Source organism: uncultured Desulfovibrio sp., assembly GCF_902477725.1.
GTDB lineage: Bacteria > Desulfobacterota > Desulfovibrionia > Desulfovibrionales > Desulfovibrionaceae > Desulfovibrio.
Genome location: NZ_CABSIF010000010.1, coordinates 115,162 through 140,628, shown reverse-complemented (window position 1 = coordinate 140,628; position 25,467 = coordinate 115,162). Strand labels below are relative to the sequence as shown.

Sequence of the window (25,467 nt, the reverse complement as noted above, 5' to 3'; positions counted from 1 at the left end):
ACCGGGGAAGTTTTTCAGAAATATATTTCCCCGCCATATTTTTTATAACATAACGATATTATAGATATTTTTTAATGATATCTATTGTTATCACTATTAGGAGGCTTGTTTTTGCACTCAATTTCACAATAGGCACGCTTCTTGCCTTTAGGGATGCATAGCCGCGAGGCACAATTTTTATTCCTAAAGGAATGTTTCATGAACATCATTGATTTCCGTTTTCGCCCCAGCACCCCTGACGCCGTTAAGGGAATGCTTTCCAACAAAGTGTTCGGCGGCATGTTTGAACTTTTCAAATACGCTGACCGGGCCAAGCCAGAGCCCATTGAAAAGATCGTTGCCGACATGGAAAAGCAGGGCGTGGTCAAAGGGGTTGTGACAGGGCGTGATGCTGAAACCACCTATGGTCTTGGATCCGCCAATCCCGGTATTCTTGAGCTCATGCGCCAGTACCCGGACAAGTTCATCGGCTTTGCCGGTCTTGATCCCCACAAGGGCATGGACGCCACAGCAGAGCTTACAAACATGGTGAACAAGGGCATGCGCGGCGCGGCCATTGACCCGTATCTTGCGCGCATCCCTGCCAGCCATGCCAGGTATTATCCCATCTACGCCAAATGCTGCGAACTTGACGTGCCCATCGTCATCACAACCGGCCCCGCCACTCTGGTGGACGGTGCGGTGATGGATGATGCCCACCCCCGGCACATCGACCGCATAGCCGCCGATTTCCCCAAGCTCAAGATTGTTATCAGCCACGGCTGCTACCCCTGGGTGAGCGAGGTCATCATGACCGTGCACCGTAACCGCAACGTGTACATCGACCTTGCGGAATACGAGGAACAGCCTTTTTCCGAAGGCTACATCAAGGCCGCCAATACCCTCATCGGCGACAAGGTGCTCTTTGCCAGCGCGGCGCCATTTATGGATTTTCAGGAGCAGATCGAGCTGTACAAGCGACTCCCCTTTACGCCGGAAACGCTTGAAAACGTCATGTACAACAACGCGGCGCGTCTGCTCAATCTTTAATGATTGCAGGCGCAAGCCGCGAGGCTGCGCATCTGCCCAGCGAGTTTTGACCGGGAGCGAATCGGTTTCGTGTCCTGGTAGTGAATAAACGAAGTGGCTTCAGGGAATGTTCCCCCCGGGCGCTAGCGCTTTGGCGCAAAGGCCAGTATGAACATCCAGGCAAAAGGATCAAAGGAAAACCATGCATAGCGAACAAATGACTCACGACCAGAAGAAGAATCTGCGCCGCGTTGTGGCTTCGTCCATCATCGGCGCCGTCATCGAATGGTACGACTTCTTCCTGTACGGCGTTGTGGCCGGGCTTTTCTTCAACAAGCTGTATTTCCCTGATTTTGACGCGCGTATAGGCACTATGCTTGCTTTTGCCACGTTTGCGGTCGGCTTTGTGGCGCGGCCTTTGGGCGGCGTGATTTTTGGCCATTTTGGCGACAAGCTGGGCCGTAAAAAAATGCTCATCCTGACCCTGGAAATCATGGGTATCGCCACGGTTTGCATCGGCCTTATCCCCACCTACCACACCATTGGCATCTGGGCGCCTATCCTGCTGATCGTCTGCCGTCTTGCCCAGGGCATCGGCCTTGGCGGCGAGTGGGGCGGCGCGGTGCTCATGTCTTATGAATCCGCACCGGCAGACAAGCGCGCCTTTTACGCCAGCCTGCCGCAGATCGGCATGTCGCTTGGTCTGTTGCTTGCCTCGGGCATTGTGGGCTTCTTCTCTGTTGTTCTTACTGACGAAGCCTTCCTTAACTGGGGCTGGCGCGTTGCCTTCCTGCTTTCTGCCGTGCTGCTTGCCGTTGGCGGCTACATGCGCAGCACCGTGCAGGAAACCAAGGACTTTTCTGAAGCCAAGGAGAAGATGCCTGAAGCCAAGTATCCCCTGCTGGACGCCTTCAAGCGTTACCCCAAGATGATGCTGGCCTGCATGGGCGCACGCTTTATCGATGGCGTGTCCTTCAACGTCTTTGGCGTGTATTCGCTCACCTATCTTACGCAGCAGCACGGCATTGGCCGCTCCGCAGCCCTGACCGCCGTGATGATTTCTTCTCTCGTCATGTCCTGCTTTATCCCCTTCTGGGGCCATATGGCCGACAAGCACGGCAAAGCCAAAATTTACGGCGTGTGCGCTGTGCTGCTCGGTATCTCCAGCTTTCCGGCCTTCTGGGTGCTGCATAACTTCTCCGGCAACTACCTGTGCGTGGTGCTTGCCCTGGCACTGCCTTTCGGCATCCTGCACGCCGCCGTGTTCGGCACCATGTCCAGCGTGTTTTCTGAAAGCTTTGACGCTTCGGTGCGTTACTCCGGCATCTCCTTTGTTTATCAGTTCACCGCCATCTTTGCCTCGGGTCTGACCCCCATGGTCGCCGCCATGCTTACCGGCATGGCCGACGGCGCGCCCTGGTACCTCTGCGGCTATCTGGCCGGCATTGGCGTGCTCAGCGCGCTTTCTACCCTGTGGCTCAGCCGCATGGCCCGCGCCCGCCGCAATGCCCAGGCCAGCAAGACTGTTACCCAAACCCCTAAGACCGCAATGGTAGAAGCCACCAGCGCCGAAGGGTTCTAACAATGGAACACGCTGTCGGCTTTTGCCGGACGGCAGCGCCTTTCATTTGCTCCCATGCCCGTAAACCGGGCGTGGGAGCATACTTGCGCCCTGGGAGATAATGCATGTACAATCCCCACATGCTAGCAGACTATGTAGAACAACTTTGCGATACCTTCCGGGACGCTATCTGCGTTACTGACCGGGAAGGCATTGTTACGCTCGTGAACAAGCGCCATGCGGAACTGACTGGTATTTCCCGTGAAAAGATGGTGGGGAGCCGCATTCAGGACATGGTGCAGAACGGCATTTTTGACGTTGTGCTTAATCCGCGCATTGTGGAAACCGGGCAAAAGGTCTCAAGTGTACAGAACCTCTACAACGGGCGCACCCTGCTGCTTGACGGGCATCCTGTAAAGGACGCCTCGGGCAAGGTTGCCTATGTGGTAACGGTTATCCGCGATATCACGGCGCTGACCGAACTGCGCGAGGAAATTACCGCGCAGCGCGAACTGCTTGAAACTTTTCAGAATCTCAGCAGTGAAGGCGTCACGGGCAACCAGTACCCGCGCGTGGTGCAAAGCCCTGTCATGCAGCGCCTGTACGCCGAAGCCTGCGCCATTGCAGAAACGGACGCAACCGTGTTGCTGCTGGGTGAAACCGGCGTTGGCAAGGACGTTGTGGCCCGGCACATCCACCGCAACAGCCTGAGGGCCGATGCGCCCTTTATCAAGGTGGACTGCGGCAGCATCCCTGAAAACCTGATAGAAACGGAACTGTTCGGCTATGTTCCCGGCAGTTTTTCCGGCGCAAGCAAGCATGGCAAGGCCGGGCTTGTGGAGGCGGCCTCGGGCGGCACCCTGTTTCTTGATGAAATTGGCGAACTGCCCATGACCATGCAGTCGCGCCTGCTGCGGGTGCTACAGGATTGGGAAGTGCTGCGCGTGGGCGCCACAGTGCCCAAAAAGGTGGATGTGCGCGTTGTGGCCGCCACCAACAAGGAGCTGGAGCGCGAGGTCGCCAAGGGCACGTTCCGCTCCGACCTTTATTACCGCCTCAAGGTGGCGGTGCTGAACATCCCGCCCCTGCGCTCGCGCCGCGTGGATATTCTGCCGTTGGCGCAGAGCTTTTTTACCTTTTACGGCAAAAAGTATCGCAAGTCCGTCAATCTTTCTGACGAGGCCAAGCAGGTGCTGCAGAACCACACATGGCCGGGCAATGTGCGCGAGCTGGAAAACCTCGTGCAGGGGCTGGTGGTGACCTGCAAGCATGGGCTTGTGGGCGTGCGCGATCTGGCGGGCATCCGCCCCTTGCCGCCGTGCGAATCCGGCGAAGGGCGCTACGCCTTGCCCTCCATTGAAGGCCGCTCGCTCAAAAGCATCATGAAGGAAGTGGAAACTGCGGTCATCGAAAAGGGCATGCAGCGCTATGGCTCCATCAGCGAGCTTTCGCGCCAGTTTCAGATGGACCGCAGCACCATATTTCGCAAAGTTAAGGAAATTGAAGCCATCAAGCATGGTTAGCGGCTGCGCCAGCCAGATCAATCCACCTGGGCGGCATTGTTTGCCGTGGGCTTTTGCAGCGGCGGCTGTTGCAATCTGCGCCATCGCAGCGCGACTGAATATTCTGGAGTATGCATGAAGGGTCTGAACCTTGCGCGTGAATTTTATGCGGCCTGCCTTCCCGCTTTGCGGGCGGAGATTCCCGACATTATGGACGTGGCCGCCGCTGGTCTGGTGGGCGAAGGCTCGGAATGCTTTGGCTGCGACGATGCGGAATCCCAGGATCACGATTTTGGCCCGGCCTTTTGCCTCTGGTTGCCGCGCCAGATTCTGCGGGCAGAACTGCCGCGCATAGAGGCTGCTTTTGCCCGCTTGCCCCGCGAGTTTCAGGGCTTTGAAAGCAGGCTTGCGCCTGAGCGCAGGCAGGGAAGGGTAGGGCCGCTGCCCATTGAAGATTTTTATGCCTTTTTTACCGGGCTGGATGACGTGCCCGCCACCTGGCAGCAGTGGCTTGCCATCCCCGAACATCAGCTTGCGGCCTGCACCAACGGTCAGGTTTTTGAAGACCGGGGCGGGGAATTTACGCGGCGGCGCGATGCCCTGCTGGCGTGCTATCCGCGTGATGTGCTGCTCAAAAAAATGGCTGCCCGTTGCATGATCATGGCGCAGGCCGGGCAATACAATCTGCCCCGCAGCCTCAAGCGCAATGATTCTGTGGCGGTCATGCTAACAACGGCGCGCTTTGCGGAGGCGGCGCTTTCCTTCGTCTTTTTGTGCAACCGCCGTTACATGCCCTTTTACAAATGGGCCGGAAAGCTGGCCGTAACTTTGCCCGTGCTCGGCCCGCAACTGGCGCGCGCATTGAGCCTTGTGGCGCAGACCCCGGCCAATCAGGAGCACGGAGCGCAGATTGTTGCGGCGGTGGAAGAATTTTGCGGCATGGCGGCGGCGCATCTACGCGCTGTGGACCTGAGCCGCGCATCCGGCAACTGGCTCTGGGAGCATGGGCCGCAGATTCTGCGGCATGTGGAAGAGCCAGCCCTGCTGCATATGGATATGCTGCAAGGCTGATCTTGCCCCGCAGCCCTTGCCTCTGGCTGCATTAGAAAGCCTTTTTACTCTGTCGAGCACCTATTCCATGAGGAGTTGCCGATGGCCGCACAACGCCAATGGCTTGATGAACTGCGCCCCGCCCTTGATCTGATGAAGCAGGGCCAACCGCAAAGGTGTATTGAAGCGCTGGAAGCGCTTGTTGCGCGCTATCCCGGCGATGATCTCTGCCGCGCTCTGGCGCTGGACGGCATGGGCCGCGCCAACTTTGCCCTGCAGCGCCCGGATGCCGCCGTTCAGGCCCTGCAGGAAAGCCTTGCCCTGTTGCGCGCCACCATGGGCCCCACAGCGCCCATGACCCTCGGGGCCATGCAGAACCTTGCCCATGCACTGCTTGGGCTTGAAAAGGTTGAAGAAAGCCTTGATCTTGGGCGTGAAGCCCTGCGGCTTACCATTGAGGCCTGCGGGTCGGATTCCCCCCAGGTTGCGGAAGCGCAGTTGCGTCTTTCCTCCGCCTATTATCGCAAGCGCGATTTTGACCGGGCGGAATCCCTTATGCTCAGCGCAAAGGAAATCTGGGAAAAACAGGGTTTCTGCGTGCCGCAACTGGGCGTTTGCCTCAATAACCTTGGGCGCATCTGCGAAGAACGCGGGCAGCTTGCCGAAGGCATCGCCCTGCACCGTCAGGCCGTGGCTTTGCGGCGGGAACTGTTGGGCGAGCACGAGGAAACGGCTTTTTCTCTGGGTAATCTTGGCGTGGCGCTGGCCTCTGCCGGGCAGTGGGACGAGGCCGCCGCGACTTTGCAGGATTCTGTGAGCATGTACGACCGCCTTGGTCTTGGCATGGGCGCAGAAGCGCAGGGCTACAAAAAGAATCTTGAAATCTGCCATCAGGCCAGAGCGGCTGTGGCCCCCACGGCCTGAGCTGAAGGAGTATAGGCTATGCAGGAAAATTTTGATCGGGAAGCAGCACTTGCCGAGATCATTGAACGCGAGCTTGCCATGTTTTTGGCCACCAACAACGAGGGCGGCGTTTCAGAATGCCAGACCCGGCCAGACACCTTTCGCGCCATGCGCAAAATGGCCCATTCCGCGCACGAAGATGCCGTGCTGGATTCGTACCTTGCCGATTTGCGGCAGGCGGAAGTGAACAGCCGCAATCTTATGGTTGAAAAATACGCCCGCATGGACGACCGTTTGCCGCCCCTTAGCACAAGCCCGCTACTGGATGAAATCGCCGATGCCGAAGAGGCCTTTCTGCATGAGGCTCAGACGCGCTATCCGCACGTCATAAAAAGCAACGGTCAGGGTATGTTTCGCCGTTACCTGCGCTGCGAGCTTGAAACTCTTTCGGACAGAACGCTGGAACTCTACGCCGCGCAGGTGCGCCGCGCGCGCCAGCAAGGCCGCAACCTTGTGGTGGAACGGCACGATTTTTTGATGCGCCTGCTGGGCAAGGGCGGCATTGAAGCCTGCGAAGCCGCAGCACAGGGCAAATAGCAGGGGCGCGAGATATGGAATTTGGTTTTATCGGTGTAGGCGCAATGGGCGGGCCGCTGGCGCGCAATCTTATCCGCGCGGGCAAAACCGTGCACGTTTACAACCGCAGTGCCGAGGGGAGGGATAAAACCCTTGCCGCCGGAAAAAGCGGCGTACCCGCCATGAGTATGGCGGACATGGCTCCCTGCAAAGTCGTATTCACCTGCCTGGCCCTGCCGGAACATCTGACGGAAAAAGCGCTCGGCACGGATGGCCTGTACGCGCACATGCAGCCCGGTTCCGTGCATGTGGAACTTTCGACCATCGATTCCCATACTGCCTTTGCCCTTGCCGAAGCCGCAGACAGGCAGGGTATTGCCTACATTCAATGCACCCTTGGCAAAACGCCAGCCCATGCGGAACGCGGCGAAGCCCCGCTCTTTGTGGGCGGCGACCAGCAGGCCATTGCCGGGCTGGCCGAAGTCTGGCCGATTCTTGGCGTGTTCAACAATGTGGGCACGGTGGAAGCTGCCTGCGCGGTCAAGCTGGTCAGCAATCTTGTGGGCATGGCAAATCTTGCTGTTTTGAGCGAGGGGCTGCGCATAGGCGAGGCCGCCGGGGTGGAAAAAAATCTGCTGCTGCAACTGCTTGGCGAAACTGGCGCGCAAAGTTTTCAGCTTGATACCAGGGGAAAATCCATGGCCCAAGGGGAGTATGATCCCCCGAGGTTCGCGCTGGAACTTGCCCTCAAAGATCTGCGCCTTGGCTGCGGTATGGCCCACGGCATGAATGTGGATGTGCCCCTGCTGGATATGGTTTTTGCCCGGTTCGGCCGTGGCGAGGCTGCGGGGCTGGGCAAGAAGGACTGCGCAGCGGTGCACGAAGTTTAGGGGCTGATTCAGCATAATTATATTGTCGGACTGGCAAGTATTTTCAGCTCGCACAAATGCGCTGGCAAACAGCGGCAAGTCATAAAATTCAATAAAAGAACCCCCATCAGGCGGGCAGAGTATACCGGAAGGAGTACCTGTTTTTGCCTGATGGGGGCTGTTTTTTTGGGCTTGCCGCGCGGGTTCTGTGCAGAAAACGTGCGGGAGGCCCCATAATATGCTTTGTGTGGGCTTGATGCCTTTTGTGTTGGTTTACTTGAGCGCCGCCGCGCCAGCCTTGGAAACGGCGGTGTCTTCAGCCACGCTGCCGCCGCTCACGCCGATGGCCCCGACAATGACGCCATTGCGGATCAGCAGTTCGCCGCCGCCAAAGATCACAAGACCCCTGTTGGTGACTTCAATGCCATAAAGTTCCTTACCCGGCTGGGAGGCAGCGCCAAGCTGGGCAGTGGACATATTGAAATAGCGGGCCGTTATGGCCTTTTTTTGTGAAATATCGATGCTGCCAATAAAGGCCCCATCCTCACGGACAAAGGCTTTGAGGTTGCCCCCGGCATCCACAACGGCAATGTTCATGGGGATGCCCTGTTTTACAGAGAAAGCCAGAGCAGTGTTGAGCACTGTCTGCGCTTCGGCCAGGGTAAGATCGCCAGGAAGCTGCTTAGCGGGTGCTGCGGCGTAAGCGTTGAAGGCAACAAGTAAAAGGACAAGAAAAAGAGGCAGGATACGGCGCACGGTGCTACTCCTTAGTTGATGTTAAGGAAACAGAATTTCAACCGTGGTGGGGGCGAAACCGTCACTGCGGGTTTGGCTCCTGATGCTTGAGGATAGCTCTTTGTGTAAAAAAGAACAATGTCGTTTTTGTGGCTAAACGGGCTGCGGATTGCCTGCCTGTGGTTTGCCTTGATAGGGCCGTTCCGTCCGACACGCCGAAAATGCCGCGCTGTGTTTCTGATTGGAGGTGACAGCGCAGCTATCTGCTCCAGAGAACAAGCTCGCCGTCTTCGGCATCTATGGTTTTGGCGTAGGGGGTAAAGCCGTTTTTTTCAAGCACGCGCTGCGAGGCTCGGTTGTTAGTGGCTGTTTTGGACATATAGCGCATGGTGGAATTATGGGCCTGCGCCTCAGCCAGCATCAATGCAAGTCCGCGTGAGGCAATCCCCATTCCCTGAAATTCTGTTGCTGTGCCATACCCGATTTCAAGAACACTAGGATCGTTTGTGGTCAGAAACGAGGCAGTGCCCAATGTTTGTCCTGTAATGGCATCTATGAAGAGCCTCGGCGCGCACCAAAACCAGTCTGTCCCTCGTCCAAGGGCATCAAGTGCCGCCTGAAGAACAATATGCGGAAGCAGATATTCGGCACAGTCTATCTGGCTTAATGAAATCTTGCCCTCGAGCAGTGCGAGAACATCCTGAATGCAAAGTGATTTTATTATAAACTTTATCATTGCAATTATTTCTCATTGTGCATCATTCCAGAAAATAAAAATTGATTACTAACCTCTGTCTGAATCTATCCAACAGATTTTTCATCGCTACAGTGCGTATCATTTGTTTCTTCAAGGCAGATTTCAGGTTCGTCTTTTTTATATTTCTTTAGCTCTGCTCTCAAGTCTTCAATTTCCAGGTCAAGGTAGAGGTTTATTCGTCTTAGTTCAGAAATTGTTTTCAGGTTCAATCTGTACTTGCGGATAAAAATTACGGCGTAATAGCCCAAAATAGCACCAAAAAGTATTGTTGCGGCTCGTATTATAAGCATATTATCCATCCTTGTATAATTATGCGTATTGCAAAAAATTATGTATATCAACAAGTAATTCTTAAGCCTGCGCTTGGTTTCATTTTTTTGGAAACTGTTTCTTGATTTCAGCTCTACAAACTTTGTTAATCTTAACTAACTTTATTTGACTTAAATAATTTTTTACGCCAATGTCGGGGCATGTCCCAATCATTGCCCGTCACAACGTGGGAAGTCCTGAAGCTCACTGTTCCGCAGATGGGCCTCATGCTGTGCCATCTGGCGGTTTCCATGACCGACCTGTGGGTATGCGGTCAGATTGATGGCCGAATCCTCGCGGTGCTTGGCGGTATCTCTCAGGTTTTCGCCTTTCTCATGCTTGTCACATCCATGGTTGCCAGCGGATGCATGGCTACTGTCAGCCGCGCTGTGGGGGCTGGGCTTTTTTTGCGTGCTCGGCGCTATGCCGGGCTGGTTCTCTGCATATCGCTGCTTGCCGGAAGCTGTGTTGCTGCTCTGGCCCTTCTGGCGTTGCGGCTCGTGCCCCTGAATGGTTTGTCTTCTCCGGAGCTTGCCCCTGCCGCCTCCCTGTTTGCCCAAGCCTATGCCCTGCAATTGCCGTTTTATTACAGCATGATAATTCTCAATTCCACATTTCGCGCGCACAAAATGGTGTGGCTGCCCTTTGCCACGTTATGCTTGGTGGCGCTGGTCAATTATATGGGCAGCGTGGGCTACGGGCTGGGCCGCTGGGGGCTGCCCCAGTTGGGCTATGCCGGGGTGGCGTGGTCAACCGTTGCCTCGTCTGTGCTGGGCTTTGCCTGCAGTATTGCTCTGGCGGCGCGGCGGGGAATCATCAGCCGGTCATCCTTTGCAAGCTGGCGGTGGAACAGGGCCGCGCTGCCGAGGTTGTGGCGCATTGGCATTCCCGCCGCCTTGGGCAGTCTGGCAGGGCAGAGCGGCAGCATGGCCTTGCTGGCCTGTGTTGCAAACATGCCCGGCAATGCTGCGGAAACTCTGGCGGGGATGACGCTCGGCATGCGGGTTATCAGCATGCTGTATTTACCTGTGGCGGCGATGGGTATGACCCTTGCCATCATGACAGGGCATTTGCTGGGCGCACGGCGCAAGGCTGAATGCTACGGCATGGGTCTGCACTATGCCCGGCAGGTGGCCATGATCGCCATTGTGGCGGCAGCGGCACTGTTCTTGAGCCGACACGCCATTGCGCGCTGGTTCACCCATGACCAGGCCGCCGTAACGGTGGCAGGGATTTTTCTGCTGGTCGCCTGCGCAAAACTGCCGCTGGAAGTAGTGGGCATGCTGTTGCAGGCAGTGCTGGATGGCGCAGGGGCCACGCGCCTTACCAGCCGCATTACTGCCCTGACCCGCTGGGGCATCTGCGTACCTCTGTCCTATGCCCTGACCTATCTGCTGCATTGTGGAGCCACGGGCATCTTTGTGTCCATGGCCTGCGCCGAAGCAACCGGAACCCTGTGCCTGCTGTACCTGTACAGGCAAAAAAAATGGCTTGGTAGCCTGTGATCTCTTTGATATACCCTACAAGTTAACAGCATTCAAAGAATGTTAGACAGAGGTATATCAAGGAGCCGCCCCCAATGCCCGAAGACGAAAAGCAGCTTTCGCCAGCGCTGGAAAATTATCTCGCCATTATTTTCAGGCAGGAATTTGCCGCCGGGGCCTGTAGGCCCAGCGACATTGCCGATGCCGCCGGAGTTGCCCGCCCCTCTGTGACCAACGCCCTGCGCGAGCTGGCAAAGCGCGGCTACGTGACCTACGCCCCGTACAGCCTTGTAAATCTGACCGAAAAAGGGCTTCGTGCCGGGCAGGAACTGGCGCACCGCAACATGGTGCTGAAAGATTTTTTTCAGAATGTACTGCAACTTTCAGAAGACAGAGCCGCAAGTGTGGCCTGTGAGCTGGAACACGTCATCCCTGAGGATGTAATGCTGCGCTGGCGCCAGTTTGTGCTGTACATGCACCATACGCAGAGCGAGTGGGAGCATTGGCAGCAAAAAACAGAAACCCTGCGCGAAGAACACGCCACAAAGCAACATGCGGCAAGCCCCAAGGCGCCACCAGCAATCGTGCATCGCAAAGAGTTTGTAAAAGACTGACCGACAGGCCCAAATCGATGCGCCGTGCAGGCATTTTTGCATGCGTCAACAGGGCGGGTTTTCGCGCCATCAGCGCATGCGGGGGCACTTTCGGCCAATCCGCTCTAGTGGAGCGAATATTCCACAGGCACCCGCACGCTAAAGCTGCTGCCGCGAACTCCGGTATCCAGACCGGCAAGCCTTGTACCCAACTGTTCCGTGGCTGAATCCAGCACGCCGTGGCCGCTGCCCCTGTGCAGCGAGGAGCCAGTGACCTTGCCATCGTTGCCCACCTGCACCAGCAGAATGGCTGTGCCCTCGGCTCCGGTGCGCCGTGCGTGCTTGGGGTAGTTTTTATACTGTTCTATGGCCCCCAGCAGTTTGTGCAGCACGCTTGGGCTGGCTGCGCCGCCTGATTCCGCGCCGTTTTTTCCATGCCCTGCGGTTCCCTTGCCGTCTATAACGCCCCTGGCCTGCGCCTCAGCCCCTGCGCCGGGGGGAGTCTCTGCGGCGTTTTGCTGCGGCATCTGCACGGCAGCAGCAGTTTGCACAGGTTTGACCGATGCGGCCCGCTGTATGTCTTGTTGCTGGGGCTTGCTCATGCTGGTCTTTTTTTTGACTGGCGAAACCGTTTTTTCAGACGCCTGCGCCATGTTGTTCACAGGTTGCGGCGGCTGAGGCTGCTGTTTTTCCTGCGTCTTTATCACCTCTTGCGGCGTGATAGCCCTCGCCGGAGCTGCCGCGCCCCCATCCGGCAGGCCTGGGGCAGCAGCGGGGCGAACGCTGGCTGCCATCTGCGCAAGCGACACCCGATAGACTTTTTCCTGCGGCAAGGAGGCCTGTCCACCCAACAGCAGGGCAAGGGCGATAAGGCCACCGTGCAACGTCAGCGAAGCCAGGGTTGATCCTGAACACAGACCGGGCAAGACTGACAGTTTTTTCATGATGTTGACCTCCATGCGTGCAAGGTCGCCTGCGGCAGGGCTTTGCGGCACCGCCGCAGGCGGGCCTGTTCTGTTATACCGTGGCAGCAAGGGCCGTGATGTATTCCCGCGCCTGTCGGCAGTCTTCCTCATCGGGATGCTTGGCGGCTTCTTCAAGGCGGGCGCGGCGTTCGTCCGTCATGGGGTGGGCGTTGTCGGCCATTTTCTGCATCATGGCCACCACTGCCGGGTCAACGCGTCCCTGACACAGGAATGACCCCAAAACCCTGTTGCCGCGTTGCGGCTCATTGAGCAGAGCTTCTCCCTTTTTTTTGCAGTCAGCGGCGTGTTCCGAGTCAGGCCATGCCCCAAGGGTGCCGAACAGGGCCACGGTGCAGTTTTCGATGCTCTCAATATATCGTTTGGCATCGGCATCGGGCATGCCTTTGTCCACCCAGTAGCCCACGGCCACAAAGTCATAGCCGCTAGGGTTTGGGGCATCCTTTACAGGGCAAATGTCGCAGTCTTGCAGGCCCTCAGCCACGGCACGGGCCACCTTTTCCGTATTACCCGTGCGGGAGGAGTAGACCACCAGAGTTTTCATTGCATATTCTCCTTGCCCAGCGCCGTGCGCAGCGCCAGAAAGCGTTCTTTTACCGAGGGGATGAGCGCGCGGTTTTCGCGCCCTACGTAGATGGAAAACACAACCGCGCCCGCTGCATCAAAAAACTGGATGCTGTGACTTTCCAACCCCATGAAAGGCAGGGACAAAAAAGCCATGTGGGCAATGTTGTTGCTGCAAACGTGCCCGCCCAGAGGGCAGCCGTGATCAAGGTTGAAATAGCCGCCCCCGTGCTTGCCCGCAGGGATCTGCCCCTTGATCTCCACCACGCTTCCACCGTGGCGCATGATGAACGTGGCGGATTCCCAGGCTGTAAGGTCGGCCCATATGGCGTCAAAGTCCGCCGCTGAGGCAAAGGCTCGCATGGGTTGGGGCAGGGCTTCTGCCGCCTGAAGTTCGCTGACGCCGCAGGTCTGCGCCAGCGTGTCCAGCATGACCATTTTTTTCTCGGCCAGTAGGGCCGCTACTTTGTCTGCCAGTGTATCGTCGTTTGCCGTTGTCATGGCAGCTTCCTTTACACCGCCTGAGCGGTGGAGTTTTTGTGCTGGTCGGTGATGCTCGGGGTATTGCCGTGCTGCTTGCGGGCAGGTGTTTCCGTCAGCGGGGGGTCGATTTGCCCGGGGCTGACCAGCGGCAAGCGCAGCGCCTGCCGCCCCATGCCAGCCAGCAGCTCCAGATCATGCGTGATAAGCAGCACGCTGCGTTCCTGATGGGCCTGCCGCTCAATAGCGGCTGCAAGCCTGTTCATGTTGGCCCCGTCAAGGCCGCTGGTCGGTTCGTCCAGAATGAGCAGGGAAGGGCGTTTGGCCAGAGCGCAGGCAACGACCAGACGTTGCTTTTCCCCACCGGAAAGCGACTGCGGATGCCGCCCAGCGAGATGCAGCAGGCCGAATTCTTCAAGCAGCATGCGCACATGCTCGGGGTCCTTTTGCCCGGCCAGCTCCAGACAGGTCTGCACCTCCTGCTCCACGGTGCGCATGTGCAGTTGATGGTCGGCATTCTGCAACACCAGACCGCTGTGGCGCATGCGCTGTTTTGCATCGCACTGTTGGTCGCGAATGAGGATTTCACCGTTCTGCTGCTGGTCGAGACCTGCAAGAATCCGGGCCAAAGTGGTTTTGCCCGCTCCATTGTGCCCGATGATGGCAGTGACGCCGCCGGGCAGATCAAAATTGACGTCTTCGTAGAGGGGTTTGCGGCCCTTGTGCGCATGGGTGAGGTTGCGGGCTTGTATCAGCCCGTGGGCGCTGGTGCAGCCGGGCAGGGTGCGGCGCGCATCGGGAACGCGAGCCTCGCGCAGGCCGAAGCGCCGCCGCAGTTCCGCATCGTGCAGCATGGCAAAGTCGCCCTCCGCCTCAATGCGTCCCTCGCGCATCACAACAACCCTGTCCACCACGTCAGCCAGCCAGTAGAGCCTGTGGTCAACCACCAGAATCGCCATGCCGCGCTCCTTGAGCTGGGCCAGCTTGAGGGCCAGTTCGGCCGTGGATTCCGGATCAAGGTTGGCCGTGGGTTCGTCCAGCACAAGAGCGTGCGGGCGCTGGGTCCACAGGGAGGCCAGGCCGACCTTTTGCTTTTGGCCTTCAGAAAGCTGATGTATGGATGACCGGCAAATTTCCTCCAGACCAAACTGCCTGACGGCCCCGGCAACGGCATGACGCATGGTTTCAATGCTAAGGCCTTGCCATTCCAGAGCAAACGAAAGCTCGTCTTCAACATTAAGGGCAAAAAACTGCTGCTCGGGGTCCTGAAACAGGGTTCCGGCCTGACGGGCAAGCTGGGGCGGGGTCTGCTCCGTAGTGGGCGTGCCGTTGACCAGCACCCGGCCTTGCAGGGTACCGCTGAAATAATGGGGGCACAGGCCGTTGAGCAGCCGGATAAGTGTGGATTTGCCGCATCCGCTTGCGCCGGTGCAGAGCACGAGTTCGCCCGGCTCTACCGCAAGGCTTAGGTCGCGCACGGCAGGGGCTAGCTGGTGCGGATAGATGTAGGTGACATTTTCACAACGCAGCATTAGCGCATTCCTCCAAGGCTGGTTCCGCCCAGGTGCATTTGCAGAGTCAGAGCCGCCGTCAGCACTGCACAGGCCGCAATCAGCAGCAGCGTGTCGCGCAGGGCCCAATGGCAAGTTTTGTAGGGGGTCATGGTTTTGCCGTAGCCCAGTCCCTTGAGCTCCGCCGCGATGCCAAGATCTTCTGATGTGCGCAGCGAGCGGAACAGCAGGGGAGTGAACAGCAGTCGCATGCTCTGCACCGGATGGCGGGTAATACCCCATGGTGAAAGTCTGTAGCCCCGAAGCCGCAGCGATTCCGTGACCTGCTGCACATCGGCCAGAAAGGTGGGGATAAAGCGCACTACAACCGCCGCGGGCAGATAGATGCAGAATGGCAGCCGCATGCCGCGCAAGGCATTGAGCAGATCCTGCACACGAGTGGAAAGCGCCATGGGCAAAACCACGTGCAGCATGGTGAGCATACGCAAAAAGGGAACAACAAGCCCTGTAAATCCGGCTTTGTTGAGCGACGGCATGAACTGTCCCATGATCCACATGCAGCCCATTGCCATGCCGCACATGAGGGTAAAGAAAAGATATGCCCAGAGCAGCGCCTTGGGTTTGCGCAGAGAAAGCGCGTAGCACATGGAAAATCCGCAAAGCAGCAACTGCCCCTGAATGTTTGAAACAACCAGGGAGCCGATTGCCGCCACCACGCTCAAGGCCAGTTTTGCGCGTGCGTCCACCTTGGGCAGCCAGCTTGCGGCGTCTGCCGCGTTATTGTCGAACAATGCCCGCATGGCGCAGCTCCTTTACAGCGTTGTACCCGGTGAACAGGCCCGCCGCCGCCCCCAGATACCCCAGTATGACCACCGGCACAGCCGCCATGAGCAGGGAAGGGTTTTCACGCATGAACAACCAGGAAATTCCCAGCGAACAGACCCTGCTCGCAATGTCGAACACGCCCACGGCCAGCACCGGGCCCCATGCCCGGCTGTAACCGCCGCAAAGGGCGACAGAGGCCTCAGCCATGAGAGCGCCCAGCAAGATCGCGGGCAGCAGGGTGATGCTGGCCCCCAGCAACAGGGCGCTGACGAGCATGCTGACCAGCGAGAACAACAGCAAGGTTCCTGCCTTGCGCACCCTGTAGAGCATTACCACCAGCAGGGTCGTGTAGATCAGGTTTTTCAGCAGCAGCGAAACCGGATTCATGCCGCCCCCGGCCAAGGCCACCAGCAGCGTGGAAACCTTGGCCGCAGCGGCAAAAACCCCAATGACAACGAGCTCGTGGGCGCTCCAGTATCGATGGACCAGTTCACTCATGGTGCAACTCCAATATCCGCCCCTTATATAGAAAATGAATACGAAATTCAATATCAATATAGGGGCGGATACCTGATTTAAAATTCCACACTTACCTTGATGTTGGCGTGAACCCCTGGTTCGTAAATGGCGGCATTGGGTTCAAGACTGTATTTTTGGTTAAAAATGTTAAGCACTTCGCCCACAACCATGTACTGCTTTTCTTTGCCAAACTTTACACCCAGCATGGCGTTGGCCGTTGTCCACGCATCGTTCTTGTATTCGATACGGCTGGAGCCGCTTTCGGTCTGGGTCTGGCTGGCAAATCGGGCGTAAACATCGCCGATGATGTCCACGTCGTCGTTGACGGAGTGGAGCGAGCGCACGCCTGCCCGGCCTGTCCATTCCGGAACGCCGGTTTTCCACGTGGTGTAGTCGCCGTTGTCATATTGGCGCTTCATCCAGGTAGCGGAAACGTAGGGGGTGAAGCCAAAGGGCAGGTCATAGCTGCCGCTCAGTTCCATGCCGTGGGTTTTGGCCGAGCTGACGTTGCGGTAGCGGTAGGTAGTGCTGCCGGTCTGTTCGGTGGCAATGTAGTCCGTAGCCACGGTATAGAAAAGTGACGCATCAAGGGCCAGCCCGTGAGCCGCGTAGCGCGCGCCCACTTCCCAGTTGTTGGAGTGCTCGGGTTTGAGTGAGGAGTTGGGTTCAACCGTGCCGCCGCCCATGCTGGAGATGATATATTTCTCCTGCAGGTTGGGCACCCTGAATCCCTGCGAAAAACCGGCCCGCAAGGTCATGTCGTCAATTCCCTGCCACATGAGCGAAAGGTTGAATACCGGCTGCGATTCCCATGTGCTGCCCTCGCCGCCAGCGCTGGGATTGGAATACGTGGTGGTAGGCGGGCCCATCATCTGGGATGTTGTGGCTTTGTCGCCGCGTGCGGTGTTCATGGTTGAGCGCACCCAGGTTTGGCGCACGCCGTAGTTGAGGGTGAAATCCCACGGCAGCTTGGTTTCCATGAGGCCGTACACGGCATGCGTGTCCATGTAGCCCTCGTACTTGTAGTGCGTGAGGGAATTGATTTTTCTGGTCATGAAGGCGTTAATGGGAATGGACATGTTGGAATAGGTATTGGTGTCGGCATCCAGCCCATCGCGGTTGAATTCATAGCCGGCAATGAGGTAGTTGCTTTCGCCCAGAGCCCAGTCGCTCTGCATGCTCGCGCCCCATTGCTCGTTGGTGTTGTCCGCGTAGTTGTTCATGAGTACGGATGTTGTGCCGGAGTTCGCCTCCACATGGTTGAGCATTTTTTTATGGGTGTTTTGCCAGAAGGCATCCAGCCGCAGCTTGGGCAGGAAGGGCGTGAGGTTCCTGGCCTCCATGAAGACGGCGGCTTTTTTGCGTTCCCACGGGGAAATATCAACGTAAAACGAATTGTCTTCCGTGGTTCCGGCCATGACATCGCTGTAAAACTGTTCGTAGGAGCCGCCCAGGGTGAACTTGTCGCTGAAGTCGTAGCTCAGGAAGGCGGAGCCTGACTGCTCCTTGAACTTTGAATGCGGGGCCTCGCCGTCAGGCGTGGAAAGATTGTGCTGGTAGGTGTTGAACCCCGTGGCGCGATACTTGAACCCCTTGTACGCGCCGTAGATGGACAGGCTTTCGTCAAAGCCCTTGGTTGAGCCGTTGTAGCTGCTGGTTATCTGCCCCTGGATGGGCTTGGTGCCGCCCTTCTTGGTGATGATGTTTACAACGCCGCCCAGCGCTTCGGAGCCGTAGAGCACCGAAGCTGGCCCCTTGATGACCTCAATGCGTTCAATGATCGCCGGGTCAACGAGCAGGGGCGTGCCGTCCATGGACTTGTTTTCGGCAATTTTTTGCCCGTCGATGAGAATAAGCACGCGGGTGGGGTTTTCACCGCGCAGGGATATGCGCTTCAGCCCCTGCGCGCCCGAATTGACAACCTGCACGCCGGGCACGTCTTCCAGAAGGCCGCCGACAGTTGTCGCTGTCGATTCCTTGATCTGTTCCTTGGTGACCACGCTGACCGACATGGGCACGTCGAGCAGTTCCTTTTCCACCCTTGAGGCAGAAACCTTGACGGTTTCCGTCTCAAGGGTCTGAGCCGGGGCCGGTGCCCCCCAGAGCAGCAGCCCGGCAAGGCCCAAGGGCAGGGCCTGAGCGCTTAATTTACGCAGCAGCGACATTCTTTTCCTCCAGCATCGCCTTGAGAAAATTGAGTAAAAGTTGTGTGAGGTTTACCTGCCAGAATTGCCCGGCCAGGGTGAGCACCACCCGGCCATCATGCCATTCAAGCAGTTGGGCGCGTTGCCACTGGGCAAGCACTGGCTCCCATATTTGACCAAGAGGCAGGGCAAAACGACGCTCAAGGCCTTTTACATCCATCCAGCCCTGCTCCATACACTCGGCAACCGATCTGTAGAGGAAGTAGTGGCGCTGGGGGCTTTGCACAAAGGCCAGAGGCTTGCGTCCGTCACGAACATCCTGCTGCCATTCTGCGTAATTGCTGCTGTTCATGTAAAAGTGCCCGCCCAGATTGCCCCCTGCGCCAGGGCCGAAAGCAAGGCAGTTGGCCGAAGCCTTGACGTACAGATTGTAGAGGTTGCGCTCGCGCGAGGTGCGCGCCCAGTGGCTGAGGGAAAGGCGACGGTAGAAGGCCCCTTCCATGTCTTCCACCGCTGCGGCGTACATGGCCGACTGGAGGGGAATATCCGCCGTGGGGGCAATCTTGCCCTGTTCGATGCCGCGCCCAAGCGGGGTCTGGCGGTATACATTGAGCTGGTAGCAGTCCGCCCCGTCAAGGTTGAGGGATTGCGCAACGGCAATGTCTTCGCGCCAGAGTTCCAGCGTCTGGTTGGGGAAACCGTAAATAAGGTCAACAATGACGGCGGCCTGATCGTAGCTCAAAAGCTGCTCAAGGCCGCGCTCCATGTCTTCGCGCGATCCAAGCCGCCCCATGGACTGCCGGATGGAGGTATGGAAGCTCTGCACGCCCAGCGAAAAGCGATTCGCGCCGCCTTCAAGGCAGGCTTCCATTTTGCGAGGCCCGAAATTGGTGAGCCTTCCTTCAACCGTAATTTCGCAGTCGTTGGCAAGCGGCAGCGCCTCGCGCACTCCTTCAAGAATACGTTTGAGGTCTTCCGCTTCAAGGGCTGTGGGGGTGCCGCCGCCAAAATACACAGCGTGAACCGGCGTGCCCTGCACGGCCTTGCGCTCACGCCACATTTGCAGCTCCGCCAGCAGGGCGTCGGCATACAGGCGGCTGTCGCTTTCGTGATAGGCCTTGTTGTAAAACCCGCAGTAGAGGCAATGCGTCTGGCAAAAGGGCACATGGATGTAGGCCACTGTTTTGCCCTTGAGGGGCGAGGCCAAAAGCAGATCCATATGGCTCTGCATGCTTTCCGGCTCAACCATGTTGCCGCCGGTGCCGGGGTGCATGGCGATTTTGGCGTCAAAGGCGTGCGAGAGGGCACATACGCCTTCTTTGGCAAAAAAAGCGGAGAGGTCTTTGGGCGCGCGCCCTGACGCCGTCGATAATTTGCCTGGATCGGGCATTTCGTAAATTTTTTGGTTAGGTTGGGGCTGCATGGATATTCCTCGAGTGTAAATAAAAGTTAGTCTTAACTAATTCTGTTAACTTCAATTAATTAAATTGAAAAAGAATGTCAATACCAACTTGAAAAAAGCTCAACAATTCGCAGAAGCGCCGGAATGACAATGAAAAAGCGGTGGAGAAAATTGCTTGGAGCCACGATAAGGTTCAGATATACACAGACTGACTGCACTACTTGCAGAGTACCCTCAGGAACTTTATGGGGAAAAGCGCAAAACCCGTTTTGCATTGGGCGAAGTCTGCTTATGGTCGCAACCTTGGAGCAAAAAATGAAAACGCGTGTAGAACACGATTTTCTTGGCGAAATGAAAATTCCTGCCAATGCCTATTATGGCGTGCAAACCATGCGGGCCGTGCAGAATTTTAGCATTTCTGGCCGCACAATTTCCCAATGCCCTTCGCTGATAAGGGCTTTGGCTTACGTAAAAAAGGCTGCGGCCCTTGCCAATGCGGAACTGGGCGCATTGCCTGCAAACATAAGCAAGGCCATCTGCGCTGCGTGCGATGAACTGCTGGCGGGCAAACTGCATGACCAGTTTCCGGTGGATACCATTCAGGGTGGGGCAGGTACCTCTACCAATATGAACGCCAATGAGGTCATTGCCAATCGCGCCCTGGAAATCATGGGTCATGAAAAGGGCGATTACCAGTATTGCCACCCCAACAACCACGTCAATTGTTCCCAATCCACCAACGATGCCTACCCAACAGCCTTCAGGCTGGCTCTGTATGCCGAGCTTACCAACCTCATGGAGCACATGCGGTATATTCAGGGCTGCTTTGCGCGCAAAGGCGTGGAATTTGCCGATGTGGTAAAGATGGGCCGCACCCAGTTGCAGGACGCCGTGCCCATGACGCTGGGCCAGGAATTTTCGGCCTACGCAACTACCATCGGCGAAGACATTTTGCGCGTTGAAAAAAACCGTAAACTGCTTCTTGAGATTAACCTTGGGGCCACGGCCATCGGCACCGGCATCAATGCGCCTTCAGATTATTCGCGCATTGTCTGCAACCATCTCAGCAATCTTATCGGGCTTAATGTGGTGACGTCAGACAACTTGATTGAAGCCACATGGGACACAGGCAGCTATGTGCAGATTTCTGGAGTACTCAAGCGTTTTGCCGTCAAACTTTCAAAAATCTGCAATGATCTTCGACTGCTGTCTTCCGGCCCGCGCACGGGCATTAACGAGATAAACCTGCCGCGCCGTCAGCCGGGTTCCTCCATCATGCCCGGCAAGGTCAACCCCGTCATTCCCGAGGTGATCAACCAAATATGCTTTGACGTCATTGGCAAGGACATGACTGTAACCATGGCCGCAGAGGCGGGGCAACTTGAACTGAATGTCATGGAGCCGATAATTGCCCACACGCTTTTTTTGGCGGTGGAACGCCTGGGCATCGGATGCAGGACGCTTGGGGAAAAATGTGTGGAAGGTATTACCGCCAACAGGGAACGCTGCCTGGAACTCGTAATCAATTCCATCGGCATCGTGACCAATCTTGTGCCGGTTATCGGTTACGAAAAATCGGCGGCAATCGCCAAAGAAGCTTTGGACACCAATAAATCCGTTTCTGAAGTGGCGCTTGCGCATGGCGTGATGACTGCGGAACAACTAGAGAAACTGCTTTCGCCCGAAAGCATGACCCGCCCAAGCCGCGCGCACCTGTAAAACACAACCTTGCGGTAACGCTGCGGGGCAATCTGCCACGTCAGACAATATAAAGCCGCTCAGGCCTGCGCGTTACCACGTGCACCTGGGCGGAATAGTTTACGTTGAAGAATGAATCAGACAGCGGAAACACCTTTGATTTGCTTGGTCACGCCCGTAAGGTTTGTTTTTTTATTTAACCTTGCGGATCAATGTTCCCGGTAACTTTTTGAGATGAAGGCGGGGGCTTTGCCTCCAACTGGAGCAACTGGCATCAAGGATATTCATTTCTCCAGGAATGCTAAGCCATTTTAAAAGGTCGCCTCAGAAGGCCATTCTGACGGCCTTCGGGGGAATGTCTGGTTGGGGGGACAAAAGGCCGGAAAGGCGCATTTCTAGCTGTGGACAAAGGAAAAGGGATTACACCAACTTGGTGTAATCCCTTTTCCTTTCATGATGCGATGTCGGGACTCAAACATATCGATTCAACATGATAAAGTGATTCTATAATTATTTCGTTATGTAAAGTTGCCCCTAAAGCTGCTTTTTTTTATTCAGTACGCAATGGGCGGGGGTATATGGCGGGTTCATTTGCTATTAGTAGACGCGCAATGATCCATGCATAATTATGTTTTTATCTAGTCATTCAGGAGCTTACAGCGGGATTGACGGGGGCATCGATCTACAGTCTGAGTTGACGCCTTGCTTGATAAAAATCCTCCTCAAATTCGGAAGATAGCCATTTCAACATCAACGTGCGATAATAATTACTAGCCCAATTATTCCTACCCATATGGAGCTGCCAAAATTTACGCTTTCTGAAACATCTTTCGCAACCTTTAAAAGGAAATTTGTTCTACGCAGGGGGGAACACCTCATGATCGTTGCGAATGCATCAGGAACACCATACTGGTCATTGCCCGAAGATGAACTTTTCCAGGAACTCGAATCGTCTCTTGGCGGTCTGTCGGAGAGCGAGGCCAAAAAACGAAAAGCCGTCTTTGGAGCCAACACTCTGGCTGCCGCAAAAAAACAATCCGGGTTTATGCTGTTCCTGAGCCAATTCAACAGCCCCATAACCCTCACCCTGCTCGCGGCAGCGGCACTATCCTTTGCCTTGGACGACAGGCCGGACGCCATGATCATCGCAATTATTGTCCTGATCAGCTGCTCACTGGGGTACTGGCAAGAAAGAACGGCTGGCAAGGCAATTTCGCAATTGCTTAGTCTGGTCCAAATCAGGGCCATTGCATTGCGAGATGGGCAAAAGGTCGAACAGTCCACGTCTGAGCTGGTTCCGGGAGACGTTATCATCCTTGGGGCGGGAGATGTTGTTCCTGCGGACTGTGTTATCTTGGAATCAGACGGCCTGTTCATCGACGAGGCGGCCTTTACAGGAGAAACCTTTCCGGTCGAGAAAGCTGTTGCCGTATTGCCTGCCAACACCCCTTTGGCCAAACGGATAAACTACATCTATATGGGATCGCACGTTGTCAGTGGGGCGGCGCGGGCTTTGGTAGTGCAAACAGGAGAAGCAACGGAATTCGGCCACATCAACAAAACGCTCAGCCAGAAGGCCCCGGAAACTTCGTTCACCATAGGTATCCGTAAATTCGGGTACATGTTGATGCAGATTACTCTTGTCATGGTGGTCTTGCTTTTCGGCATAAATGTTCTGCTGCACAAGCCCGTTATGGACTCCCTGCTGTTCACGCTGGCCATCGCCGTGGGGCTCACCCCCCAGCTTTTGCCCGTCATTATTACGGTAAACTTTTCGCAGGGCGCAAAGCGCATGGCGCAGAAGAGAGTCATCGTCAAGCGCCTGAGTTCCATTGAAAATTTTGGCAATATGAATGTGCTGTGCTCCGACAAAACGGGTACGCTGACTGAAGGAAAGGTGCGGGTGAGCCAATGGCTCGATTGCTTTGGCAAAGAAAGCCTCAAGGTGCTTTTGATGGCCAAGGTCAACGCTTCCTTGCAGCAGGGATACAAAAATCTCATTGATGAGGCGGTGATGGCGCTTCCGGCTGAAGGAGCCGACCGCTATTCTCGCCTGGATGAGATTCCGTACGATTTCATCCGCAAAAGGCTCAGCGTGCTGGTGGCCTGCGAGGGGCAAGAGGCACGGTTGATAAGCAAAGGCGCCATTAAAAATATATTGGGCGTCTGCACTCATGCCATTGACAAGAACGGAACCGTGGTTCCTCTCTCGGAGTCCATGCCGTCCATCCAAAAACTATATGAAGACTTAAGCTCAAAAGGTGTAAGAACTTTAGGAGTCGCGTACAAGGACTGTGGCAACACATCATCTGTTTCTATGGCGGACGAAATAGGTATGATTTTTGGCGGTATCATCACCCTGTTTGATCCAATTAAACCGGGTATATGGGAAACTATACATGAGTTAAACGAATATGGCGTTGAGTTGAAGATCATCACAGGAGACAACATACTGATCGCAAAGCATATGAGTGAAGAGGTGGGCCTTGGCAACGCGATCATACTGACTGGCTCGGAAATGAAGAACATGAGCGATGCGGCTTTACTCAATCAGGTGGTGCAGACAAACGTATTTGCGGAAATTGAACCGAACCAGAAGGGACGCATTATCGCGGCTCTTAAAAGGATGGGGAAGACGGTTGGCTATATGGGAGACGGTATCAACGACGTCTCCGCCATCCACATTGCTGACGTGGGGTTATCTGTCAATACTGCTGTTGACGCGGCAAAGGAAGCCGCCGACATGGTTCTGCTCGACCATGATCTGGCAGTGCTGGTTGAAGGGGTGAAAGAAGGACGGCGCACTTTTGCCAACACACAAAAATACATTCTTATGGCCACCAGCGCCAATTTTGGGAACATGTTCAGTATGGCCGGAGCATCTTTGTTTATGCCATTTCTGCCGCTGCTGCCCACGCAGATACTGTTGACGAACCTCATGACGGATTTTCCGTCTATGGCCATCTCGACCGACGCCGTCGATGCCGAGTGGATACGCTCTCCCCATAAATGGGACACTAGGTTCATCAAGCGATTCATGCTCGCATTTGGTATTCTGAGTTCCGTCTTTGACTATATGACATTCGGTGTTCTGCTTTATTTATTCCACGCCAAGGAGCAGGAATTCCACACAGGATGGTTTATCGAATCAGTTGTTTCCGCAACGCTCATCGTTCTGATTGTCCGGTCACAAAAGCCATTTTTCAAAAGCAAACCGAGCCCGTGCTTGGCGATTGCATCTGTGTTAGTCGCTGCGCTCGTCATTATCATTCCGAGCACTCCATTGGCTGAATTATTTGGATTCACTCCCGTTTCATTGCTGCTGTATGGTGTGATCCTGTCAATTGTCGCTTTGTACATCCTTTCAGCAGAATTGATGAAGAGGTGGTTTTATAGAGAGCTTTCAATGCGAACAGGTTTGGATGCCTGAGGATTTTTTAGGGTCTTCGATGTTTACTGTGGGAATATCGCGTTCAGAATATCTGCCATGGGCTTATTGCGGAGACGCGTCAAGGCGCGTTCTCATGTCATGAACAAAAGACCTCAACACCCTGTTAAAATCATCTTTTTTTACGATAACAGTGTTCATTCCAAGCCGCTTGTGCAACTTTAAATCATTCGAGGCTGGTGGGATGCTATCCAGATATTGTTTCCAATTAGATAAAAGACGTTCCATTTCGACACGTTGCTTTGAGCTTTTGTTCATTGATAGTTCTCCATTCCTCTTTCTGGCCTGGGATACCCCACGAATAAGGAGGGAGTTTTTGACCCGCATAACCAAATTAAAAAGTAGTGAAATAGACTAAATTGTCAGCTTGTTGATTTTTTATAAACATGGACGAATGCGATTCGTTAGTGTGAGTTAATCGAACATTTGTTGCCGGGCATATTGGGGAGTTCTTCCTGAGGAACATCCTCAAATTGTTCATACATTGAAAGCACGTTGTAAACATTGTCTTGCCCTTCTTTCGTTTCGTCCCACCAGGCAACCCCT

The 25,467-nt window shown here is 55.7% G+C and carries 22 protein-coding genes; 11 read left to right on the top strand and 11 right to left on the bottom strand.

Features of this window, described 5'->3' with window-relative positions:
* Positions 1-198: 198 nt before the first annotated feature.
* From RDK48_RS10955 to RDK48_RS10925, 7 genes are all read left to right on the top strand, one after another.
* Positions 199-1,029, top strand: a complete 831-nt coding sequence (locus tag RDK48_RS10955; protein WP_022658612.1) for an amidohydrolase family protein — start codon at positions 199-201, stop codon at positions 1,027-1,029.
* A 181-nt stretch (positions 1,030-1,210) separates the two neighbouring features.
* Positions 1,211-2,590, top strand: coding sequence for an MFS transporter (locus RDK48_RS10950; RefSeq protein ID WP_298996931.1), 1,380 nt, complete (start codon positions 1,211-1,213; stop codon positions 2,588-2,590).
* A gap of 104 nt (positions 2,591-2,694) precedes the next feature.
* Entirely contained in the window at positions 2,695-4,092 is a 1,398-nt protein-coding gene (locus RDK48_RS10945) for a sigma-54-dependent Fis family transcriptional regulator (protein WP_298996933.1), read from the top strand.
* A gap of 114 nt (positions 4,093-4,206) precedes the next feature.
* Positions 4,207-5,142, top strand: coding sequence for a DUF4037 domain-containing protein (locus RDK48_RS10940; protein ID WP_298996936.1), 936 nt, complete (start codon positions 4,207-4,209; stop codon positions 5,140-5,142).
* An 81-nt stretch (positions 5,143-5,223) separates the two neighbouring features.
* Positions 5,224-6,045 carry a tetratricopeptide repeat protein gene (locus tag RDK48_RS10935; protein ID WP_298996938.1) on the top strand — a complete coding sequence of 274 codons (822 nt, stop codon included), beginning with the start codon at positions 5,224-5,226 and terminating at the stop codon, positions 6,043-6,045.
* Between the two features lie 18 nt (positions 6,046-6,063).
* On the top strand, positions 6,064-6,621 hold the full coding sequence (locus RDK48_RS10930) for a DUF4125 family protein (protein ID WP_298996940.1): 558 nt from the start codon (positions 6,064-6,066) through the stop codon (positions 6,619-6,621).
* A 14-nt stretch (positions 6,622-6,635) separates the two neighbouring features.
* On the top strand, positions 6,636-7,490 hold the full coding sequence (locus RDK48_RS10925; RefSeq protein ID WP_298996943.1) for an NAD(P)-dependent oxidoreductase: 855 nt from the start codon (positions 6,636-6,638) through the stop codon (positions 7,488-7,490).
* Positions 7,491-7,742: 252 nt separating this feature from the next.
* Here the strand turns inward: RDK48_RS10925 and RDK48_RS10920 are convergent, their stop codons facing one another.
* The 3 genes from RDK48_RS10920 to RDK48_RS10910 all read right to left on the bottom strand — a co-directional run bounded on the left by RDK48_RS10920 (position 7,743) and on the right by RDK48_RS10910 (position 9,251).
* Positions 7,743-8,225 carry a heme-binding protein gene (locus RDK48_RS10920; RefSeq protein WP_298996946.1) on the bottom strand — a complete coding sequence of 161 codons (483 nt, stop codon included), beginning with the start codon at positions 8,223-8,225 and terminating at the stop codon, positions 7,743-7,745.
* Positions 8,226-8,463: 238 nt separating this feature from the next.
* Complete coding sequence (locus tag RDK48_RS10915) at positions 8,464-8,940, bottom strand: GNAT family N-acetyltransferase (RefSeq protein ID WP_298996948.1); 477 nt, start codon at positions 8,938-8,940, stop codon at positions 8,464-8,466.
* 65 nt (positions 8,941-9,005) lie between these two features.
* Positions 9,006-9,251 (bottom strand): hypothetical protein, encoded by a 246-nt coding sequence (locus tag RDK48_RS10910; protein WP_298996951.1) that lies wholly within the window; start codon positions 9,249-9,251, stop codon positions 9,006-9,008.
* 180 nt (positions 9,252-9,431) lie between these two features.
* Between RDK48_RS10910 and RDK48_RS10905 the strand changes: the two genes are divergently transcribed.
* Entirely contained in the window at positions 9,432-10,775 is a 1,344-nt protein-coding gene (locus RDK48_RS10905; protein ID WP_298996953.1) for an MATE family efflux transporter, read from the top strand.
* A gap of 74 nt (positions 10,776-10,849) precedes the next feature.
* Positions 10,850-11,368, top strand: a complete 519-nt coding sequence (locus tag RDK48_RS10900; protein ID WP_298996958.1) for a metal-dependent transcriptional regulator — start codon at positions 10,850-10,852, stop codon at positions 11,366-11,368.
* A 104-nt stretch (positions 11,369-11,472) separates the two neighbouring features.
* On the opposite strand, the gene RDK48_RS10895 is transcribed toward RDK48_RS10900, so the two are convergent.
* The 8 genes from RDK48_RS10895 to hutW all read right to left on the bottom strand — a co-directional run bounded on the left by RDK48_RS10895 (position 11,473) and on the right by hutW (position 19,796).
* A complete protein-coding gene (locus RDK48_RS10895; protein WP_298996961.1) occupies positions 11,473-12,291 on the bottom strand; it encodes a TonB family protein in 819 nt (272 codons plus the stop codon).
* Between the two features lie 73 nt (positions 12,292-12,364).
* Positions 12,365-12,874: a flavodoxin family protein gene (locus RDK48_RS10890; protein WP_298996964.1), complete on the bottom strand. Its 510-nt coding sequence runs from the start codon at positions 12,872-12,874 to the stop codon at positions 12,365-12,367.
* Positions 12,871-13,395: a heme utilization cystosolic carrier protein HutX gene (gene hutX / locus RDK48_RS10885; protein WP_298996966.1), complete on the bottom strand. Its 525-nt coding sequence runs from the start codon at positions 13,393-13,395 to the stop codon at positions 12,871-12,873. The genes RDK48_RS10890 and hutX overlap by 4 nt, the downstream gene beginning before the upstream one ends.
* Before the next feature lie 11 nt (positions 13,396-13,406).
* On the bottom strand, positions 13,407-14,906 hold the full coding sequence (locus RDK48_RS10880; RefSeq protein WP_298996968.1) for an ABC transporter ATP-binding protein: 1,500 nt from the start codon (positions 14,904-14,906) through the stop codon (positions 13,407-13,409).
* Positions 14,906-15,685 (bottom strand): energy-coupling factor transporter transmembrane protein EcfT, encoded by a 780-nt coding sequence (locus RDK48_RS10875; protein WP_298996971.1) that lies wholly within the window; start codon positions 15,683-15,685, stop codon positions 14,906-14,908. The genes RDK48_RS10880 and RDK48_RS10875 overlap by 1 nt, the downstream gene beginning before the upstream one ends.
* The gene (locus RDK48_RS10870) at positions 15,663-16,208 is read right to left on the bottom strand and encodes an MptD family putative ECF transporter S component (RefSeq protein ID WP_298996974.1); all 546 of its coding nucleotides are present in this window, start codon (positions 16,206-16,208) and stop codon (positions 15,663-15,665) included. Before RDK48_RS10870 ends, RDK48_RS10875 begins: the two co-directional genes overlap by 23 nt.
* Positions 16,209-16,285: 77 nt before the next feature.
* Positions 16,286-18,394 (bottom strand): TonB-dependent siderophore receptor, encoded by a 2,109-nt coding sequence (locus RDK48_RS10865; protein WP_298996977.1) that lies wholly within the window; start codon positions 18,392-18,394, stop codon positions 16,286-16,288.
* A complete protein-coding gene (hutW, locus tag RDK48_RS10860) occupies positions 18,378-19,796 on the bottom strand; it encodes a heme anaerobic degradation radical SAM methyltransferase ChuW/HutW (protein WP_298996980.1) in 1,419 nt (472 codons plus the stop codon). The genes RDK48_RS10865 and hutW overlap by 17 nt, the downstream gene beginning before the upstream one ends.
* A 294-nt stretch (positions 19,797-20,090) precedes the next feature.
* Here hutW and aspA point away from each other — a divergent pair, with 294 nt between their 5' ends.
* Positions 20,091-21,494, top strand: coding sequence for an aspartate ammonia-lyase (gene aspA / locus RDK48_RS10855; RefSeq protein WP_192111553.1), 1,404 nt, complete (start codon positions 20,091-20,093; stop codon positions 21,492-21,494).
* Positions 21,495-22,350: 856 nt separating this feature from the next.
* Positions 22,351-24,903, top strand: coding sequence for a magnesium-translocating P-type ATPase (gene mgtA / locus RDK48_RS10850; protein WP_298996983.1), 2,553 nt, complete (start codon positions 22,351-22,353; stop codon positions 24,901-24,903).
* Positions 24,904-25,467 lie beyond the last annotated feature (564 nt).